Source organism: Pseudomonadales bacterium, from assembly GCA_041395945.1.
Lineage (GTDB): Bacteria > Pseudomonadota > Gammaproteobacteria > Pseudomonadales > Azotimanducaceae > SZUA-309.
This window is the reverse complement of the sequence record JAWKZN010000001.1, coordinates 3010012-3025781: the sequence shown is the minus strand read 5'-3', so window position 1 is coordinate 3025781 and position 15770 is coordinate 3010012. Positions and strand designations below refer to the sequence as shown.

Genomic DNA, 15770 nt, shown 5'->3' with positions numbered 1-15770 from the left:
GAATCATGGAAGCGGTATATCTCGGTTTTGTGTTGATGCTTTCCATCTTCCTGGGCTTTGAACTCATCTCGAAAGTACCTGCCACACTGCACACACCGCTGATGTCGGGTGCTAATGCGATTTCAGGTATCACCCTGGTGGGTGCGCTCACTTCTGCCGGTGCCGGAATGGAAGCCTGGGCGACCTGGCTGGGTGCGCTGGCGGTGGTGTTTGCGACCATCAACGTGGTGGGCGGCTACATGGTAACCAATCGGATGCTGGCGATGTTCAAGAAAAAGGGCAGCCAGCCCGGGGGTAAAGCATGAGTGAAGCTCTGATCAATGGCGTCTACATCATCGCCGCGATCCTGTTTATCTATGGACTGAAAGAGCTGGGCTCTCCGGCGACCGCAGTCCGGGGTAACCTGCTCTCCGCGGTGGGCATGCTGCTCGCGGTGGTGGTGACCCTGTTTTCCCGTGACATTCTCGAATTTCAGTGGATCGCTGCCGCAGCGGTAGTGGGCGGCCTCATCGGCTACATAGCCGCGCAGCGGGTCGCGATGACCAGCATGCCCGAGATGGTGGCGCTGTTTAACGGCTCCGGTGGTATCGCCAGTCTCTTCGTGGGCTGGGCGGCGCTCTACAACACGGGCAATACCACCTTCACGATTTTCACCATCCTGCTGTCGATTCTGATCGGTGGTATCACCTTCTCCGGCAGTCTCGTTGCCTGGGGCAAACTGGCCGAAGTCATGACCAGCCGCGCCATCGTCTTCGGTGCACAACGTCTGGTGAATGCGCTGATCCTGCTGGGTCTTGTTGTCTGCGGTGTGATGTTTGCGATGGATCCGTCGCTGACCTCGCCATATCTGTATGCGGTGATCGCACTCTCCCTTGTGTTTGGCGTGATGGCCGTGATTCCCATCGGCGGTGCCGACATGCCGGTGGTGATCTCTCTGCTCAACAGCTACTCGGGACTGGCTGCCTGTGCCGCCGGCTTCGCGATTCACAACAACATCCTCATCGTCGCCGGGTCGCTGGTCGGTGCGGCGGGCATCATCCTCACCAACATCATGTGTAAGGCGATGAATCGCTCACTCGCCAATGTGCTGTTCTCGGGCTTCGGGGCGGTGAAAACCGCCAGCAAGGTGGAAGGCGAGGTCAAGCCGATCAACACCGAAGACGCCTATCTCATTCTCGAGTCGGCCTCGTCCGTGACCTTCGTACCCGGTTACGGCATGGCGGTTGCTCAGGCCCAGCATGTGGTGCGGGAACTGGGCGAACTCCTCGAAGCCAATGGCGCCGAAGTGACCTATGCCATCCATCCGGTTGCCGGTCGCATGCCGGGACACATGAACGTGCTGCTCGCGGAAGCGAATGTGCCCTACGATCAGCTCGTCGAGATGGACGACATCAATCCCAGAATCGAAGGCATCGATGTGGCGGTTGTGATCGGCGCCAACGACGTGGTGAATCCGGCGGCGCGGGAAGATGAAAACAGCCCCATCTACGGCATGCCGATCATCAATGTGGACAAGGCCCGCACGGTGTTCGTGCTGAAGCGCTCCATGGCCTCAGGCTTCTCCGGCGTGGACAACCCGCTGTTTTTCGGTGAAAACACCCGCATGCTGTTTGGTGATGCAAAGGCGTCGATCGCGGCCGTGGTTGCGGAGTTCAAGAACTAGCCAGGCGTTCGACGGCTTTCTCCACAAAGATCACCAGCCGCCCCCGAACGTCTGCGGTGGTGAGCGAACCCAGCCCGAACTGAGCCCAGGGTGGATAGGGCTTCAGATCCGGCAGGGTGCTGAGTGCCTCCTCCACATCCCATCTTGGATGGTGCGCGTATTGCGGCTGTCCCCTGCGGTAGGCGTTCAGAAAAGCGTCTGCCGCATCCATTCCATACATGAGCGCCAGGTTGAGCCGGCAGTGGGCGACGTCGACGCCTACCGGCCCCATGCAGGCGTTGATCCAGTCCACCACACCGCTGATACGCCTGCCTTCCCACAGGACATTCACAGGATGGTAGTCCCGGTGAATCAGCCGCCAGTCCTCCTGTGGCATGCGCCGCAGAACAACCTGAGCGGACTGCCACAGTGGCAGATCCGCCCACCAGTCCGGCGCCGGCCGACCGACCTGGTCGTTCCAGGACGTATACCGGTAGGGCAGTTTCAGGGGTGAGGCGTGGATGGCCACCAGGCGGGCAGCCAGCTCGCTGATCCAGTAGGGCTCAGGCCGCTTCGGCAGATAGACGTGGCCCGGCACCTTCTGCATGAGCACACCGTTGTCGGTCAGAGTGCCGATACACTCCGGAGCGAGCAGCCCGCCATTGGTCAGGGTTTGGAGGATGTGCTCTTCCCGGGCGCTGAGCTTCGGCGCGCTGATCTCCCAGCGTTCCGGGATGAAGCGGCGAATGATCCAGCGATTTTCACCGGAGCGGACTTCGAAAATCTGCGAAGAGGTCGCGCCCTGCAGCGGAATCAGCTCCACGGGCGCAACCCCGAGCATCTCCTGCAGTTCTACGCTGAGTGGCTCGATCACACTCATCGGTCTCTCAAGTCCAGTCCCTGGTTGGCTCGTATTATCCCGAAGTTCGGCGAGGCTTAAAGGGGCAACACGCGGATGGTCTGAATTTACAGCGCAGACCAGAGAACGGCCTGGTCGGGGAAGCCCGCCTGGTTCGATGGCGTCCTGCGATTGGGGGCGTTATTGTGCTCCGCAGCAGATCCAGTTTTCTGCGAGATTCAACCGGGGAGAATGCACCGTGTCGGTTTATCTGATTGCCAGGATCACCATTCGGGACCGGACGGAATACGCGAAATATGAGGCCGGTTTCATGGAGATCTTCACCGGCACGGGAGGCGAAATGCTGTCGGTGGATGAGGCGCCGGAAGTACTCGAAGGGGCATGGGCCTGCACCCGCACCGTGCTCGCCCGGTTTCCCAGCGAAGCCGCAGCGCTGGGCTGGTACAACTCAGACGCCTATCAGAAGCTGGCCAGGCATCGCTTCAATGCCTCGGATGGAGAGGTCGTGCTGGTCAAGGGCATGGGCTGAGTGGTGAAAACGCGGGTTGCAAAACCGTTGCAGAGAAAGACTCCCTGATGCGCCTCCTGGGTGTGTCCGGCAGCTTGCGTGCGGAATCGTCCAACACCCGACTGCTTCGTGCTGCCTGTGAGTTTCTCCCGCCTGGCGTCACCCTGAAAATCTCGACCCGGCCGGGCAGACTGCCCTGGTTCAGTCCGGATGTGGCCGTGGATTCCCATCCGGCGTTGCTCGAGTGGGTAGACGAGATTCGCAGCGCTGATGGGCTTGTGGTATCCACGCCTGAATATGCCCGGGGCTACCCGGGGGTACTGAAGAATGCCCTGGACTGGCTGGTCGGCACAGACGCATTCGTCGCGAAACCCTTCATGCTGCTCAACGGCTCAGCGCGATCGACCGTTGCCCAGACCACGCTGACGACCGTGCTGGAAACGATGTCCGGGATCCACATTGCTGATGCATCTGCCACCCTCGCGCTCCTCGGCACCGGTCTGCAGGTCGGTCAGATCGTTGCGCATGCCGAGCATTCGGCCCGACTTCGCGCGGCGCTTGCGGTGTTCGCCGCGGCGATCGCGGCCCGTGCTTGAGGAGTCCAGCCTGTGAGTATCCGGAAGGATGGGACCCATGCTGACGCTGTCTGATACGCGCAGCGCGGCCGCATCGCGGCTGCGTGACTACTTCGATCTGCAGTTGCGCTTCGCGGAGGCGGTTGCTGCGGGTACCGATGTCGATTTCGCGGAGGCGGTCACCTTTTACACCAACCTGCACAGACGCTTCGGCTACGGTCGGATCGTGGACGGCCAGGTGGCAGACGGCTGGCGCGGCTATCTCGGACAGCTCACCGGCCTGGATTCACATGACGCCAGGGTGGCACTGACCCAGGCATTCTTCTGCTCTGCACCGCCAGAGCCGCTGCCCGGCGGTGATCGGCAATTCGGCTGCTTTGGTTACGATGTACCGGACGGGCAGGGCGTGGTGCGGATTCATTTCGGTAATTTCGACAGCGCGGACGGCACCGGACCGCTCGATCGCTCAAAACGCGATCGTCGGATGAGCGAACTTGCGCGCATGTTTCTGATGATCCGCAGGCGCCATCGGGATGCCAGGACTGTGGTGGGCACCTCCTGGCTCTACCATGTGCCCGCCTATCGCCGCCTGTTTCCCCGGCAATACGTGCAGGCACGGGAGGTGCTGACCGCAGGCCATCGATTCGACGGTATGTCCAGCTGGGGTCAGTTCATCGATCACACAGGCCGGGTCAAAGCGCCTGTGAGAGTGGCGTTTCTGCGGAATCTGACCCGCCTCGATCCACAGCGACTCTGGACCGTCTTCCCCTATCCTGCGCTGCGCACCGAAGCACCCGTAGAAATATTTCACGACCACTTCAGCGTGAATGTCCGGACATGAGCGCAGTTGAACCGCCAACCTGTGAGCGCCGCTCATGACACCCGTGCTGGAAGGATTCGATCTGGCGCTCAGACCCTTCGCGATCGAAGACGCAGCGCAGCTTGCGGCGGCGGTGGTCGCTTCCCGGCAGGAGATCGGGCGATTCATGGATTGGGCACACCCGGAGTATGGCGTGGACGACGCGCGGACATTTATCCGCTCGACGCTGTTGAATCGCCGCGCCGCTGTCGCCTTCGACTACGGTATTTTTTCCGCAGACGGGGAACTGGCCGGCGTGGTGTCGATCAACAACCTCCATGAGGATCACCACAGCGGCAATGTGGGCTACTGGGTCCGAACGTCGAAGACCCGGCAGGGCCTGGCGAGTGCGGCGGTGAAGGCCATCGTGCCCTATGGATTCCAGGTGCTGAAACTCGTCCGGCTGGAGATCGTCGCGGCCGAGTCGAACACCGCCAGTCGCAGAGTGGCAGAGAAGGTCGGGGCACGGTTCGAGTGCATTGCGCGTAATCGGCTCGTAATTCACGGGCAGCCAGCTGCGGCGGCCGTCTATTCGCTGATTCCACCGGGTGTGACAGGCTAGTGGACCCGGCGGGCAATCAGCAGTCGCGAGGTGACGGCCTGCCGCGCGGATGTGGCAATTGCCTGCTGCGTCGGCTTTCCGCCGAGGATCTGCGGCCTTTCCAGGCCTACAGGTCAGATCCGCAGGCTGGTCAGTTTCAGGGCTGGGAACCGCTGGACGATGCGGCGGCTGCAGAATTCCTTGCGCGCATGGCGCATGCGGAAATGTTTGTCCCGGGTGTCTGGCAACAGCTCGGAATTGCGACACCTGAAGAGGCTCTATTGATCGGCGATATCGGCATCTGCCTGTCCGGGAACGGCAGGCAGGCCGAGGTCGGCATCACCCTGAATCCGGACTGGCAGGGCCACGGGATCGCCACCGCGGCATTTGCTGGTGCGCTCGATCTGGTGTTTGAACGCACCTCTGCGGAAAGGGTGGTCGCCATCACCGATTCGAGAAATACTCCATCGATCCGGCTGCTCGAGCGGGTCGGTATGGTGAGGGCGAAGGTGTATCAGACCCGATTCCGGGACGCGCCCTGTGTGGAAATTGAATTCACCCTGAGCCGACCCGCGGGTGTATTGAAACCTGCTGAGGTGCCTTCCCGATGATTGCGATCATTACTCTCATCATTCTCGCCAGTGTCCTTCTCTGTGGCTACGTGGCGAAGGCGCGTGGACTTTCACTGCCGCGCTGGATTGCCATTTCGCTGCTGTTCGGACCGCTGGCTATTCCGTTCGTCTACCTGGTGCGTGCAGGGAACGAAGGGGAAGGCGGGAGTGGAGGGGCCAGTGAATAAAAGCTGTGGATAGAAGAAAAGACAGACAGACAATAAAAGCCGGAGTTGCCCTCCTTGCCGGCCGCATCATCATCACGATCCGCATCACACTGGTGAGTACCCTGCTGATTACCTCAGGCTGCTCGTCCCGCGGCTGGTTTAATTTCGGCAGGGAACTGGGTGAGAGCAAGGCGGATTGTGCCGCGCTGGTCAGTGTCAGCGAGCGCCGGCGGTGCGAAGAGAGCTTCGATCTCGACTACGAGCGGTATGAAAAGGAAAAAGCTCGGATCGAAGCGCGGGACACGCAGCCGGACTGACGGTCTTCCGCACGAACCCCCGGCGCTCCGGCTTCCGTCCCCGGCGTGCCAGCCGACGGCTACCAGTTGAAGCGCAGCGTGGCCGGCTGATGGCGGGCTTCGAGGCGCTGCCAGGCGCGCTGTCGTGCGCACAAGCCTTCCCGATCTTCGTCCATCCAGAGGCTGAGCAGTTCCCGTTCAGCATTGGTGTCGGCCTGGGCCAGCAGCTGTTCTCTTACTGTGATCATGATTGGCTCCCTGATGTGGTGCGCGTTGTGGTCTGTGATGGATGTGTCACAAGCACTGCCCGACAGGTTCAAATCGATTTCCGGCAGCAGCGACGGTGCTGGTTCCCGGGAACTCCGGGGGGATCCGGGTGCCGGCCGGTCAGGTTGAATCCTCGATTTCAGGGGCGTTTAATGAAGCGGCTTCTGGGGGGAAGCGTCCATTCGAGCGGTGAACGGCCGGTACACGGCGACAATTCGCGATTCCATTGAACGTTTTTCCTCGTGGCGGTGACCTAAGGGGCGTATTGCATTCAACCGGCTGCAATTCGCGCAACAGGATCAGGCTCTGGGGCATGTCAGAAACCGAAACCGCTGATATCGAAGACGCGAGGCTGGTCGCCGCTGTTGCTGCCGGCGATCGGCAATCGTTCGAGCGGCTGTTCCGGAAATATGGTGAACGAGTGTTTCGCTATGCCCATCGCCTGATCTCGGACGTCACCAAAGCAGAAGAGGTCACCAACGACGTGATGATGGAAGTCTGGAAAACCGCGGCGCGCTTCGAAGGCCGCTCCAAGGTCAGTACCTGGATACTGGGGATCACCCGGCATCTTGCGTTGAATGCCGTGCGCAGAAAGCAGCTGGACACGGTGGAAATGGACGACGCGCCGCCACTGCTGGCAGATGACGGCCAGTCGGCGGCGCTGGACCTGGATCAGGGCACCCTCGCGGATGGACTGAAGACCGCGCTGGCGAAGCTCTCTACCGATCATCGGGATGTCATCGAGCTGACGTTCTTCCATGGCTGTTCCTATCAGGAAATCGCCGCCATCGTGGGGTGCCCGGAAAACACCGTGAAAACCCGGATGTTTCATGCCCGTAAACAGTTGCGTGTGCTGCTTGCGGCGGCGGGACTCTCACCCGGCAGCGTGGAGATGGCGTCATGAACCGTCGGGAAGCCGAAGAGCTGTTGCCCTGGTTTGTTGCCGGGACCCTGTCTGCAGAAGAAACCCAGGCAGTTCAGGCGTTTATCGACAACGGCGCCTTCAGCCGTGCAGAACTGGACGCGCTGAGTGAGTTCGCAGACAAGGTCGCGCGGACCACCCCGGATGAGCCCGCTTACGATCCCGCCATTCTCGATCGGGTGATGAACAGGCTCGACGAGGTGGTCCAGGACGAGGCGGAAGCCCCTCTGGTTGTGCGCGAGTCTGTCGACGGAGCAGGGTCGAACTGGTTTGCCGATCTGATCGAACGCCTGCAGTGGTCGGCCACACCGCGGCTCGCCAGAATCGCCATCGGCGCTCAGTTCGCTTTACTCGTCGGACTGACAGTGGCTCTCACCAGTGGCACGGAGGATGCTTCCGCACCCGGCAATGAAGCACCCGGCAATGAAGCACCCGGCTATGCAACAGTTGCTGCGGGTGAGATGCGGGGAGACCTGACACTGCGCTTTGTCGACGGCACGACGGAAGCCCAGATCCGCAGCCTGCTGCTCGCAGCGCAGGCGAGTATCGTCGCCGGGCCCTCTGCGCTGGGCATCTACACGGTGGCCATCGGTGAATCGGGTGATCGTCAGGCAGCCGTTGCCCTGATCTCGGACAGCCCCCTGACTGACTTCGTGCAGCCGGTGCTCAAGCCATGAAGCGCGGGTTGAACCGGCTTCTTACCCGGCAGGTCATTCGACTGGTCGCCAGTCTCATCACCGGTCTGTTTACCAGTCTCGTTGGGGTCAGCGCTATGGCTGCACCCAACGACCCGTTCTTCTCCAGCGCCGGCAGCTGGGGACAGGCAGAGGACGATCAGTGGGCGCTCAGGAGCCTGCGCGTTCACACCGATATGGTCGACAGCAGCAATACCACCGACAGCAGCGCCGGTGGCGGCCGTGACAGCGCAATGAGCGCAGATCGGGTGGTGGTGGCGGTGATCGATACGGGCCTCGACTACACCCATGAAGACTTCGCCGCCAGCCAGATCTGGCGCAATGCCCGGGAGTTGCGCAACGGACAGGATGACGATGGCAACGGTTACCGGGACGATCTGATCGGCTGGAACTTTGTCGACAACAGCAACAATCCCTGGGATCAGAGCGGCCACGGTACCCACATCGCCGGCATCATCGCCGCCTGCACCGACAACGGCCTCGGCATTGCTGCCGTGCATCCCCAGGCGCTGATCATGCCGCTGAAAGTGGCCAATTTTGCCGGTCAGGCCCGCTCCGCCGCGGTTGCAGCCGCCATTTACTATGCGGTGGATCATGGCGCCCGGGTGATCAATCTGAGTCTTGGCGGTGAACTGGTCACCGAACTCGAGCGGGATGCCGCCCGCTATGCGGCACAGCGGGACGTGGTGATGGTTGTCAGTGCCGGAAACACAGGCCTGAATGCGGCCTATACGGGCTATGCCAGCCTGCCGGGGGTGCTGGTTGCCGGCGCCAGCGATCTCAGCGGCGAGCGTGCCGGGTTTTCCAGTTTCGGATCAGCGGTGGACGTGCTGGCTCCGGGGGTGGATGTGCTGTCCCTGCGCGCCCGGGATACGGATTTTATCGCGCTTTCGGAGCCGCCCGACTATGTGCAGGGCGGCGCCTTCGTTGGCGCTGAAAGCGCCTACTACCGGGCATCCGGTACGTCGTTTTCCGCGGCGCTGGTTTCCGGTATGGCGTCCCGGCTGATCGCCGCCCGTCCCGAGCTCAGCGGAGTCGAGGTGCGGCGTACACTGCAGCAGTCGGCCGTCGATGTCGGCGTGGCCGGCGTTGATCAGTTGTCCGGCTACGGCCGGGTGGATTTCACCCGCGCGCTCTCACGTGTGTTGAGTGCGGATGCGGAGGCGTTCGTCGAGGCCCGTCTTGCCGGAGTCGAACTGGAGTTGCGGGATCAGCAGGTGTGGCTGCATGTGCAGGGCAGCGCGGCCGCCGGCCAGCTCGATAAAGCCGAGCTTCTGGTGCGGGCAGCCCCGGGAGCGGTTGCAACCGACGCTGAGGTGGATGGCGCTACAAAGCGCACTAGGGGCAGGGATGAGGGACGTCGCAGGGAAGACCGTCGCAACAGGAGCAAACAGCCGCCCCAGGTCGATCCGACACAGTGGCAACCGCTGGCTGCCTCGGTAGCTGTGCCCACAACCGACGGTACCCTCGGCAGTATCGGGCTTGAGCAGCTGATCGCCATGACCGGCGGAGCCACAGCCTGGGAGCTGCGCCTGCTGGTTCAGGACCGGGCAGGCAATGCCCGGGAATCCCGCCTGGCCATGGCGTTGCCGGTCCCCGACAGCGGAGCAGCCGGGGGTGAAGACGGTGAATAAGCCTCTGCTCGGAGCGCTGCTGCTCGCTCTGCCAGCCGCCGGTCTGGCAAAAGGGGCTGAAGAAGCCGCCGCCTGGGCACAACCCTTCAAGCTGCAGCTGCCGCCACCGGCGCGGCAGCTGATCCTCGCGCCAGACGTTGACGCGACCACCTGGGTTGCGGCCAAGGGTCTGAACGCGGCCCGCATTCTGCCGCGCGGCAGGCAGGGGGCGATTGTCGAACTGCCCATGGAGGACACAGCCTGGGCGCAGGTGCAGGAGTCCCTGTGTGGCAGTCCCGAAGTATCGAGCTGCGAGACATCGGTGTGTCAGACCGTTCAACTGCAGGGTGAGATTGCAGCACCCGGTTCTGAAGATGCGGGCGGTGTGCAGGCCCGGCTGGTGAAGAATCCGCCGGAGACTGTGCCCGAACCGGGCGATGCGGAGTCAGGCACCTGCCGGGGACCGGCGCTGGCCGGGCTGCTGGACGCCGCCGATCCCGCGGCCGGTTCGGGACTGACGCTGGATCTGTCGGTGATCGGCCGGGACGGTGGCAGCTCGAATTCCCGTCCTCAAGGGAGCGCTCCGGCGGCAGGCAAACGCAGCTTCGAGCTGGCACTGCAGCGGCGCGCCGGTGCATCCGGCAGCACCAGTCTCAGTGCGGAAGCGCTGCCGGCAGACACCAGTGACTGGACACTGGTCGCAGGCGCGGACTGCGCTGAAGTGCAGGTGCCTCTCGATGCGCTGACACCGGCGCGGATGCCGGGTGTGGTGCTGGCGCTGGTCGACCAGACAGCCAGCGGTGCGGTCGCTGCCGCTTACGGTCTGACGCTGTTGCGGGAAATCCGCCTCGACAGCACCGGCGAAAATCTCGTGCTCTATCTCAGTACGGCTCCTCTGCCCCAGGTACTGGCGCAACTGGCCCTGGATGGGCGGGTACGGGGCGCGCAGCCGGATCACATCTTCACCACTACCGCGGAGGCAGGTACCACAGGGGATGTCGCAAGCTCCGGCAGCGGTGCGGCGGCGGAATACTCGGATCCTTATGCCGCCCTCACCTATGGTCCCGACCTCACCGGCGCCAGGGCCCTGCAGCAGCTTGCAGGCGGCAGTGGAGCGCTGATCGCGGTGATCGACACCGGTGTGGCTCAGTCGCACACCGAGTTCAAGGATCGTCTCGAAGCGGGCGTGGACACTACCGGATCAGGGTGGAGTGAAGACGTTCACGGTACCGCAATCGCCGGCATCATTGCTGCGGCCGCTGACAATGGCGTGGGCAGCTACGGTGTGGCACCGCGGGCGAAAATTCTGCCCATTAAAGCCTGCGAACCAAAAGAGGCCGGCAGCCTGGGGGCACGCTGTCGTACCAGCGCACTGGTCAAAGCCCTCGACGTGGCCATCCAGCGTGACGCCGCGATCATCAACATGAGTCTGGCCGGTCCTCCGGACGACCTCCTCGCCCGCTTCGTTGCCCTGGCCGTGAGTCAGGATCGGCTGGTGGTCGCCGGAGCGGGTAACGGTGGTGCCCAGGCAAGACCCGCTTTTCCGGCCGCACTGCCGGGTGTGATTGCGGTGACCGCGGTGGATGCGGCCGGCAGGCTCTTTGATCGGGCCAACGAAGGCAGCTATATCGACCTGGCAGCACCCGGTGTGGACATTGTCGCCCCGGTGCCTGGCGATCTGTATCCCGCACTGTCCGGCACCTCCATGGCGGCCGCCCACGTCAGTGGAGTGCTGGCACTGCTCAAAGATCTCATACCGGCCGGCCTGGATGTTCCCGGGACGATCAGCCTGCTGCAGGGCACCAGCCGGGATCTGGGCGCACCTGGTGCGGATCCACGCTTCGGTGCCGGTCTGATCGATGCCTGTGCTGCCGTCGCAGGGGCCACGGCCCGATCCGTCGCCTGTCCCGCCGCGCTGGCCGGGGCTTACGAAAGAGGAGTCGCGTATGAAACCCAGAACGCTGATTAGAGCAGGTGTGCTGACAGCGGGGCTGCTGGCCACATCCCTGGTACTGGCACAGACTGCGCCTGCGTCCTCCCTCGTCGCCTCACCGATCGTCTCGAGTGACAAGGGCGGCTTCCAGTATTCCGAGCCCCCGGCGTTTCCCGAACTTTATCTGGACCTTGCGCCCGTTGAACGTGCAGTCGCTGCCGAAGCCAGGCAGTACTGCGCTACACCGCTGGCGGCGGCCCCCCTGGACCTGGGTGATGCGGACAGCTTCATGAGCGAAGTCATGGGGAAGGCAGCGGGTGCTGTGATCGGTCAGCTTGTCGGCGGACTGTTCGGGGGTGGCGGAAGTAAGGAAAAGCCGGACCTGTACAAGGATCCGATCAGGAACAAGTACAAACAGAAGATCGCACACCCCAGTGGGGATGCCCGCATCCGCATCGGCGGGCAGGCCTATGAGGATGGTCTGCTGATGAGCGCCAAGGTCGACAAAGCGGCGGGGCAGGGTACCTTCCACACCATGTTTCTCGAGATGCCCGACTGCACCCGCATCTGGCCGGAACAGTATCTCGGTTACGATCTCTGGGGCAGCTGGAGTCTGTCGGTGTCCGTTACCAAAACCAGCAGCAGCTACCGCAATGGTGAACTGGTGGATCGGTCGGTATCCCAGTCCTCGTGGAGCAAGTCCGGTGATTTCGATTTCTCCCGGGGCTTCTCGCTGTGGGATCAGATTCCCGGTGAGGCACAGCACATGATTCTGCAGGGGGATCAGGCTTATCTCAGTCAGTTGCGACGGGAAATCGATGTGCCCGCCTGGCAGGCCATGGGATTCGGTGAACCCACGGAAGGGATTCGCTCCGCCGGCGGACTGTTCCGGGTTGCGCCCGAAGACCTGGCGCCGGGCACCATCGCCGTGGTGCACATCACCCATGTCGACAAGGGCCGCTATCGGACGGTGGGCTTTCCGCTGCAGTTCGAGTTTGTCGAGGATGGGCGCATGCAGTTCGAGCAGATGGCCGAGGCGCAGGACTGATTCGAATCCGTCACCCGGTTCGGGAGCTCGGTCGGGAAGTTCGGAAGTAGGTTGATCAGCGCGTGGTCGAGGACCTGTTATCCCAGGCCTCGCTCGGCAGCTCCGCTGTACCCTCGCATGGCTTTTTGCCTCGCGCAGGAACGCGAGTCAAAAAGCCACACTCGGCCTCGCTACACGGCCCGGGATAACAGGTCCTCGACCACGCCTTGTACATCGTTCCGAAGTTCCTGGCCGCGCTTCTGGTTGGTGGTCGGAGAATCACGCGGCTCTGATCGTGGGCGTGTAGTTCCTGGGTTGCACAGAATTGTGTATGGCGTGCCTGCGTTGAACGGGTGCTGGGCGGTCTGTCCCGGAACCCCCTCTTCACCCCAGCCTCGACATCCGCTCCGAAAACAGACCCCCACGAGCTCCAGCTCCCATAGCAACAACACCCCTACTCCGAACACCACAGAAAAAACTTCGATCCGCTTTTGAACCCCGTTCTCCGATGCCGTTACTCATGATCCGAGGCAGGCAGCAGTCGCCCGAATCCGGTCACTAATGACCTCAATCGCATCTCTAGGAGAACCTGATGAAAAAAGCACCCTTTACCCTGAGCCTGGTCCTGGCCGGCATCGTTGCAGCAGGCAGTGCGGCAGCAGCCACACCTTATGCCTCCTGGCAGTCGGTGGCGTCCGACGACGACAGCCTCAGCATCGCCGATTCCTTCAACCGTGAGTCGAGCTATCGTTCGAGCTGGGAGTCGACCTCAACCCATGTCGAGGACAACGACACCACAGTGTCTTCGGATGACGATGTATCGATCCGCGAGGACTTCGACTACACGAGCATCTACCGGACCAGCGAAGACAACGACGTGACCACCACGGTCACGGAAGACAACGACAGCTCCTGGGAGCAGACCACCGAGCTCGACTTCCAGATTGCCACGCCGACCCTGACCTCCCACAAGTATCAGGATCAGGATGCCGGACATCAGGCGGATACCGCCGTGTACGGCTCGGCAAGCGGTCACTCTGTAGGCGTTGAGGGCGGGACCAACCTGGTGAGTGCCGGCAACGACGAGACGGTGTACTACGGCCCCGCGCTGGTGAATACCAACGTCAACCAGCTGCCCCAGAACAACCTGTTCATCCAGGGCAGCAACGGTGCACCGATCAGCCAGGCGAATACCTTCGCCGGTCGTGACATGGGACCGAAAGGCGTGTTCGCGCCGATCGGCAACACCTCCGCCAGCGTGCTGGGCAATGTCGGCAATCAGTCCGGCGCCTCGGTTGACCAGAGTGGCGACTCCGCGAACTCCATCGCGGATCCCATGAGCTCGGTCATCGGCCGCTGAGTTGAGTCTTCCGGGCTGCCCGCGACCCGGAAGTTAACCCAATCGACGAGGGGGCCTTAAGTGCCCCCTCTTTTTTCGGAGAACAAACATGAATGCCAGACAGAGGCTCCTGTTGGTGCTCGCCCTGTGTCTTACCCCGATAGGCCTTGCGGCGGAGACCCAGACGCCTGCGGATGGGGCGACGGACGCGCAGCTGCTGCGGCGGATCTACGAACTGCGCATGCGCTTCGAACAGGAAAGGGCCATGGCGGAGAACGAAGCCAGAGCCAACGTGCGGCTGGTGACTCAGAGCGGTGCCGCCCCGGTGGACAGCCCCACGGTCAGCGGCCTGCGCGCCCAGACCAGTGTGCAATTGTCCCGGTTCGAACAGCAGTTCCGCTGCCTCGATGTCGACGTTGCACCCGAAAGCGGCAACACGGTGGTGATCTGCGGTGACAACACCGGCGACATCTCCGGCAGCAACGTCTCCGCGCAGCGGGACATCGTCACCGTGCAGGGAGCAAATCCATGAACATTCGATCCCTGTCCGCAGCGATGCTGCTCATCGGTCTCAGCACGGGTGTTGCAGCACCTGGGCACAGCCATGACGAAATCTTCGCATCGACAGACTACCCCGGCCTGATTGTGCTCGCCGAGTATCGATTCGATCCGCTCGTGCAGAGAATCATGGCAGAGCGGGCGCTGAAAGCCCTGCCGCTGCGCAATGGTCAGCTCTTCTACCTGTATCCGATCGGCGCGGATCCACGCCTGGAAGAAATGCAGATCCGCTATCTGGAAGTGCTGCTCGACAAACGTGCTGCAGCCCAATCGATTGAACCTGCGGGCGAGTGAGTGTGACCCATGTACGGACATCACACGCAAAACCCCGTTGCCAGGAAGGAATTCACAATGACCAGGACCCATCGTCTGATACTGCTCACACTGATCGGACTCATCTGCCTCGGTGTTACCGGGCTCGCGGATGCGAAGCAGAAAAAAGCGAAGCAGCCCAGCGCTGAAGAACTCAGTGCGGCACTGGAAGCCGTCGACTGCTCAGGACCGAAACCGCGTGTTGCCATCTACGGCTTCTATGCAGCGGGAAAACTGGGTGCCTTCGAAGGCTACAACGTCGGTGATGGACTGGCTGCCCAGCTCGCCACCGAGCTGACCCGCACCGACTGTTTTCTGGTGCTGGATCGGACAGGTCTTTCCGACATCCTGCGCGAGCAGGAACTGGGCCTTGCCGGAGTTGTGAATCGGGATTCTGCACCGGGTGCCGGGCGCATGATCGGCGCGGAAGTGATCATCAAAGGCACGATCACCGAATTCGACCCCAACAAACAGGGTGGGGGTCTGACCCTGGGCATGGCGTTGCCGAAAACACCCTTCGGCTTGCGTCTGGGCCGCAATGGCAGCAAGGCGCACGTCGGCCTGGACATCAGCGTCATCGACGCCACCACCGGTCAGGTGAAACACGCCCATCGGGTCACAGCCGATTCCAGGACCGGTGGCTGGACCATTGGCCTCGATTTCGAGCGGGCCAGTATCGGCGGTGACACCTTCGCCAAGAGTCCGCTCGGCATCGCCTCCCGCAACGCGCTGGGTCAGGCGGTGCTGAAACTCGCGGAAGATCTCAGCGCCAGCACGGTGCGGCGCTTCCAGATCGCCAGCCTGGATGCCGATGAAGTGTTCCTCAACGCCGATATTGCATCGGGCGTTCGGGAGGGCGATCTGTATCGGGTGTCCACGGTCGTGCGAACACTGGTGGACCCCTCTACCGGCCTGCTGCTCGACACCATTGAGCGCGAGGTAGGTCAGGTGCGCATCGTGGAAGTGACCGAACGCTATGCCAGAGCCGAGCTGCTCGATGGCGCCCGGGTGAAACGCGGCGACTTTGTGCATCTGTAGGAACGATT

General features: G+C 62.4%; 20 protein-coding genes. 18 read left to right on the top strand and 2 right to left on the bottom strand.

What is annotated here, in order from left to right; translation table 11 throughout:
- The first annotated feature begins 5 nt into the window (after positions 1-5).
- Together R3E82_13865 and R3E82_13860 are read left to right on the top strand one after the other, a co-directional pair.
- Entirely contained in the window at positions 6-305 is a 300-nt protein-coding gene (locus tag R3E82_13865; protein ID MEZ5551977.1) for an NAD(P) transhydrogenase subunit alpha, read from the top strand.
- Positions 302-1663 carry an NAD(P)(+) transhydrogenase (Re/Si-specific) subunit beta gene (locus R3E82_13860; protein ID MEZ5551976.1) on the top strand — a complete coding sequence of 454 codons (1362 nt, stop codon included), beginning with the start codon at positions 302-304 and terminating at the stop codon, positions 1661-1663. Before R3E82_13865 ends, R3E82_13860 begins: the two co-directional genes overlap by 4 nt.
- Here R3E82_13860 and R3E82_13855 read toward each other — a convergent pair.
- Entirely contained in the window at positions 1653-2522 is an 870-nt protein-coding gene (locus R3E82_13855; GenBank protein ID MEZ5551975.1) for an aminoglycoside phosphotransferase family protein, read from the bottom strand. The two genes, R3E82_13860 and R3E82_13855, sit on opposite strands and share 11 nt — an antisense overlap.
- Before the next feature lie 217 nt (positions 2523-2739).
- On the opposite strand from R3E82_13855, the gene R3E82_13850 reads away from it, so the two are divergent.
- From R3E82_13850 to R3E82_13820, 7 genes are read left to right on the top strand one after another with little or no spacing between them, the layout of a single operon-like run.
- Positions 2740-3030 carry a DUF1330 domain-containing protein gene (locus R3E82_13850; GenBank protein MEZ5551974.1) on the top strand — a complete coding sequence of 97 codons (291 nt, stop codon included), beginning with the start codon at positions 2740-2742 and terminating at the stop codon, positions 3028-3030.
- Positions 3031-3077: 47 nt separating this feature from the next.
- Positions 3078-3605: an NADPH-dependent FMN reductase gene (locus R3E82_13845; GenBank protein MEZ5551973.1), complete on the top strand. Its 528-nt coding sequence runs from the start codon at positions 3078-3080 to the stop codon at positions 3603-3605.
- A gap of 37 nt (positions 3606-3642) precedes the next feature.
- A complete protein-coding gene (locus R3E82_13840; protein ID MEZ5551972.1) occupies positions 3643-4425 on the top strand; it encodes a hypothetical protein in 783 nt (260 codons plus the stop codon).
- 34 nt (positions 4426-4459) lie between these two features.
- Entirely contained in the window at positions 4460-5005 is a 546-nt protein-coding gene (locus R3E82_13835) for a GNAT family N-acetyltransferase (protein MEZ5551971.1), read from the top strand.
- On the top strand, positions 5005-5595 hold the full coding sequence (locus R3E82_13830; protein MEZ5551970.1) for a GNAT family N-acetyltransferase: 591 nt from the start codon (positions 5005-5007) through the stop codon (positions 5593-5595). The genes R3E82_13835 and R3E82_13830 overlap by 1 nt, the downstream gene beginning before the upstream one ends.
- On the top strand, positions 5592-5783 hold the full coding sequence (locus R3E82_13825; GenBank protein ID MEZ5551969.1) for a hypothetical protein: 192 nt from the start codon (positions 5592-5594) through the stop codon (positions 5781-5783). The genes R3E82_13830 and R3E82_13825 overlap by 4 nt, the downstream gene beginning before the upstream one ends.
- Before the next feature lie 5 nt (positions 5784-5788).
- Complete coding sequence (locus R3E82_13820) at positions 5789-6079, top strand: hypothetical protein (protein ID MEZ5551968.1); 291 nt, start codon at positions 5789-5791, stop codon at positions 6077-6079.
- Between the two features lie 59 nt (positions 6080-6138).
- Here the strand turns inward: R3E82_13820 and R3E82_13815 are convergent, their stop codons facing one another.
- Positions 6139-6306, bottom strand: coding sequence for a hypothetical protein (locus tag R3E82_13815; GenBank protein ID MEZ5551967.1), 168 nt, complete (start codon positions 6304-6306; stop codon positions 6139-6141).
- A gap of 332 nt (positions 6307-6638) precedes the next feature.
- On the opposite strand from R3E82_13815, the gene R3E82_13810 reads away from it, so the two are divergent.
- The 9 genes from R3E82_13810 (at position 6639) to R3E82_13770 (ending at position 15762) form a co-directional block, all read left to right on the top strand.
- The gene (locus R3E82_13810) at positions 6639-7229 is read left to right on the top strand and encodes a sigma-70 family RNA polymerase sigma factor (GenBank protein MEZ5551966.1); all 591 of its coding nucleotides are present in this window, start codon (positions 6639-6641) and stop codon (positions 7227-7229) included.
- Positions 7226-7924 (top strand): hypothetical protein, encoded by a 699-nt coding sequence (locus tag R3E82_13805; GenBank protein MEZ5551965.1) that lies wholly within the window; start codon positions 7226-7228, stop codon positions 7922-7924. Before R3E82_13810 ends, R3E82_13805 begins: the two co-directional genes overlap by 4 nt.
- Positions 7921-9576, top strand: a complete 1656-nt coding sequence (locus R3E82_13800; protein MEZ5551964.1) for a S8 family serine peptidase — start codon at positions 7921-7923, stop codon at positions 9574-9576. Before R3E82_13805 ends, R3E82_13800 begins: the two co-directional genes overlap by 4 nt.
- Positions 9569-11524 carry a S8 family serine peptidase gene (locus R3E82_13795; protein MEZ5551963.1) on the top strand — a complete coding sequence of 652 codons (1956 nt, stop codon included), beginning with the start codon at positions 9569-9571 and terminating at the stop codon, positions 11522-11524. Before R3E82_13800 ends, R3E82_13795 begins: the two co-directional genes overlap by 8 nt.
- Positions 11502-12536: a hypothetical protein gene (locus tag R3E82_13790; GenBank protein ID MEZ5551962.1), complete on the top strand. Its 1035-nt coding sequence runs from the start codon at positions 11502-11504 to the stop codon at positions 12534-12536. Before R3E82_13795 ends, R3E82_13790 begins: the two co-directional genes overlap by 23 nt.
- A gap of 571 nt (positions 12537-13107) precedes the next feature.
- Positions 13108-13875, top strand: a complete 768-nt coding sequence (locus tag R3E82_13785; protein ID MEZ5551961.1) for a hypothetical protein — start codon at positions 13108-13110, stop codon at positions 13873-13875.
- Positions 13876-13963: 88 nt separating this feature from the next.
- The gene (locus tag R3E82_13780; protein ID MEZ5551960.1) at positions 13964-14386 is read left to right on the top strand and encodes a hypothetical protein; all 423 of its coding nucleotides are present in this window, start codon (positions 13964-13966) and stop codon (positions 14384-14386) included.
- Positions 14383-14706 carry a hypothetical protein gene (locus tag R3E82_13775; protein MEZ5551959.1) on the top strand — a complete coding sequence of 108 codons (324 nt, stop codon included), beginning with the start codon at positions 14383-14385 and terminating at the stop codon, positions 14704-14706. Before R3E82_13780 ends, R3E82_13775 begins: the two co-directional genes overlap by 4 nt.
- Before the next feature lie 57 nt (positions 14707-14763).
- Complete coding sequence (locus tag R3E82_13770; GenBank protein ID MEZ5551958.1) at positions 14764-15762, top strand: CsgG/HfaB family protein; 999 nt, start codon at positions 14764-14766, stop codon at positions 15760-15762.
- The last annotated feature ends 8 nt before the right edge of the window (positions 15763-15770 follow it).

What these genes read in the sequence shown, in the direction of transcription:
- R3E82_13865 (MEZ5551977.1), top strand. Translation starts at nt 6, where the DNA reads ATGGAAGCGGTATATCTCGGTTTTGTGTTGATGCTTTCCATCTTCCTG.
- R3E82_13860 (MEZ5551976.1), top strand. Translation starts at nt 302, where the DNA reads ATGAGTGAAGCTCTGATCAATGGCGTCTACATCATCGCCGCGATCCTG.
- R3E82_13855 (MEZ5551975.1), bottom strand. Translation starts at nt 2,522, where the DNA reads ATGAGTGTGATCGAGCCACTCAGCGTAGAACTGCAGGAGATGCTCGGG.
- R3E82_13845 (MEZ5551973.1), top strand. Translation starts at nt 3,078, where the DNA reads ATGCGCCTCCTGGGTGTGTCCGGCAGCTTGCGTGCGGAATCGTCCAAC.
- R3E82_13840 (MEZ5551972.1), top strand. Translation starts at nt 3,643, where the DNA reads ATGCTGACGCTGTCTGATACGCGCAGCGCGGCCGCATCGCGGCTGCGT.
- R3E82_13835 (MEZ5551971.1), top strand. Translation starts at nt 4,460, where the DNA reads ATGACACCCGTGCTGGAAGGATTCGATCTGGCGCTCAGACCCTTCGCG.
- R3E82_13825 (MEZ5551969.1), top strand. Translation starts at nt 5,592, where the DNA reads ATGATTGCGATCATTACTCTCATCATTCTCGCCAGTGTCCTTCTCTGT.
- R3E82_13815 (MEZ5551967.1), bottom strand. Translation starts at nt 6,306, where the DNA reads ATGATCACAGTAAGAGAACAGCTGCTGGCCCAGGCCGACACCAATGCT.
- R3E82_13810 (MEZ5551966.1), top strand. Translation starts at nt 6,639, where the DNA reads ATGTCAGAAACCGAAACCGCTGATATCGAAGACGCGAGGCTGGTCGCC.
- R3E82_13805 (MEZ5551965.1), top strand. Translation starts at nt 7,226, where the DNA reads ATGAACCGTCGGGAAGCCGAAGAGCTGTTGCCCTGGTTTGTTGCCGGG.
- R3E82_13800 (MEZ5551964.1), top strand. Translation starts at nt 7,921, where the DNA reads ATGAAGCGCGGGTTGAACCGGCTTCTTACCCGGCAGGTCATTCGACTG.
- R3E82_13790 (MEZ5551962.1), top strand. Translation starts at nt 11,502, where the DNA reads ATGAAACCCAGAACGCTGATTAGAGCAGGTGTGCTGACAGCGGGGCTG.
- R3E82_13785 (MEZ5551961.1), top strand. Translation starts at nt 13,108, where the DNA reads ATGAAAAAAGCACCCTTTACCCTGAGCCTGGTCCTGGCCGGCATCGTT.
- R3E82_13780 (MEZ5551960.1), top strand. Translation starts at nt 13,964, where the DNA reads ATGAATGCCAGACAGAGGCTCCTGTTGGTGCTCGCCCTGTGTCTTACC.
- R3E82_13775 (MEZ5551959.1), top strand. Translation starts at nt 14,383, where the DNA reads ATGAACATTCGATCCCTGTCCGCAGCGATGCTGCTCATCGGTCTCAGC.
- R3E82_13770 (MEZ5551958.1), top strand. Translation starts at nt 14,764, where the DNA reads ATGACCAGGACCCATCGTCTGATACTGCTCACACTGATCGGACTCATC.